Annotated in this window: 1 protein-coding gene; it reads right to left on the reverse strand. The window is 74.2% G+C overall.

The annotated features are described in order from the left end of the window. Window positions 1-713: 713 nt before the first annotated feature. The coding region (locus ACWEVO_RS35340; RefSeq protein ID WP_452311755.1) for a family 20 glycosylhydrolase at window positions 714-2205 on the reverse strand (1492 nt) is incomplete at its 5' end.

The following is a 2205-nucleotide window of genomic DNA, read 5'->3' on the forward strand; positions in this document are numbered from 1 at the left end:
AACGGTCTTACGCAGCAGAGTGGTAGCCATGATGAGTCACGCCTTCCATTCGGGGGTTTCGCGGCGGCCGCAAAAAGGGGGTGCGGTGCCGCGGGAAAGTCTGGGATTCCGGGGCCCGGCGATCAGGGGGTGACCTGCTCGGGCGGCCCGGGGATGTAACCACCGGGGGTGGGGAGTGATTCCCTCGACCTGTCCGGCTCGGTGGACCAGGTGTTCGCGGTCCGGGGGTGTAACGACCGGGGGTGGGGAGTGATTCCCTCGACCTCACCGGAGGTGGACCAGTCGTTCACGGGTCCGGGGGATGTAACGACGGCCGGTGGCCGGTCATTCCGACCGGCGGCCCTCCGGGGGGCGGGGGCGGGGTGCCGCGCGGTCTGCCATGTTCAACGACCCCGACCCCGGCATGATTCCGCCGCCCGGGTGGCCCGGACCACGCGACACCCGCTGACAAACCGCCCAACCCGCGCCGCCCGGTGGCCCCGGCCGTGGGACGTGTGCCGACAAACCGCCCAGCCAGTGCCACCCCAGCGCCGCCCCGCACGCGACCGCGGATGGGTTCGGACATTCGGTGCGGCCGGCGCGTCTGTGGGGTGGTCGGTCCAGTCGGGTTGCGGCAGGTCGGGTTGTAGGTGGCGCGGGATAGCCCGGGATGCCGCATCTCAAGCCGAGCTGACGGTGGGTGGGCGGGAGCGAGGGGGCGCGGGGGTCTCGGGTCAGGGGGTGTCGGCGGGGACGGCGGTGGAGGTGCGTTGGGTGGGGATGGGGTGACGTGCCGGCCAGGGGACCTCGGGTGAGGGATGGAAGGTGATGCCGGCGGCGGCCCAGCGCGAACCGTGCCCGGCCAGCCGCTCCCGGAAGCCAGCCCAGTCGTGGGTGGACCGGGGTGACCAGCCCAGCTCGGCGACGGCGGGCAGGCGCGGGAAGAGCATGAACTCCACCTCCGCGAGGGTGGTGACCGATTCGGTCCAGAGCGGCGCCTCCACGCCGAGCACCGCCTCGACCGGTACGCCGGCGAGGTGGCTGCCCGGATCCCAGTCGTACGCGCGTCGCACGTCGATCAGTCCGGCCCAGTCGTGCCCGATCGGGGTGTCCGGGGCGTACCTCATGTCGAGGTAGGCGTGGTTGGCGGGGGAGAGGATCAGCCGGGCGCCCCGGCGTACCGCCTGGGCGGTCTCGGGGTCCTCGCCGTTGGTGCCCCACCACTGCAGGACGCGCCCGTCGAGGTGCGCCGCCGGGGCGAGCTGGTGCCAGCCGAGCACGGTCTTGCCGGCGTCCGCCACGATCCGCTGCGCCCGCTCGACGAAGCCGGTGTAGGCCGTCCCCTTGACCTTGAACGCCTCGTCGCCGCCGAGGTGCAGCCAGGGGCCGGGGGTCAGCGCGGCGACCTCGCCGACCACGTCGGCGACGAACTCGTACGTCCGCTCGTCGGCCGGGTCGACGTAGCTGAAGCCGACCTCCGTGCCGGTGTACGGCGGGGGCGGGACCTTGCCGGGCGCCAGCTCGGGGTACGCGACGAGCGCCGCGTTGGTGTGCCCCGGCAGGTCGATCTCCGGCACCACGGTGACGTGTCGGCGGGCGGCGTACGCGACGATCCGGCGGTAGTCGTCCTTGGTGTAGCAGCCACCGGGGCCGCCGCCCACCTGGGTGGCTCCGCCCACCTCGGCCAGCCGGGGCCAGGAGTCGACGGCGATCCGCCAGCCCTGGTCGTCGGTGAGGTGCAGGTGCAGGTGGTTGAGCTTGTAGCGGGCCAGGTGGTCGACCACCCGCAGCACGTCCTCGACGCCGAAGAAGTGCCGGGCCACGTCGAGCATCGCCCCCCGGTACGCAAAGCGCGGCCGGTCGACGATGGTGCCGCCGGGCACCACCCAGCGCTCGGCGACCGGGGTGGGCTGCTCGACGGCCGCCGGCAGCAGTTGCCGCAGCGTCTGCGCGCCGTGGAACAGGCCGGCCGGGGCGGCGGCGGTGATCCGGATCCCGTCTGGGGTGACCTCGAGTCGGTAGCCCTCGTCGCCCAGGTCGCCGCCGTCGGCTCGCCCGTCGCCGGCTGCGGGCCCGTCGCCGAGCGCGCGGACGGAGGCCGCGCCCGACAGGGTGAGCGTCAGCGCGCCGCCGGGCGTGGCGTCGGCCGTGTCGGCGACGGGGAGCGGGTAGCCGGTGGCCGGCCGCAGCCAGTCGGCGAGCTGCTCGGCGACGTCCCGGGCGCCC

It is taken from the genome of Micromonospora sp. NPDC003776, from assembly GCF_053605645.1.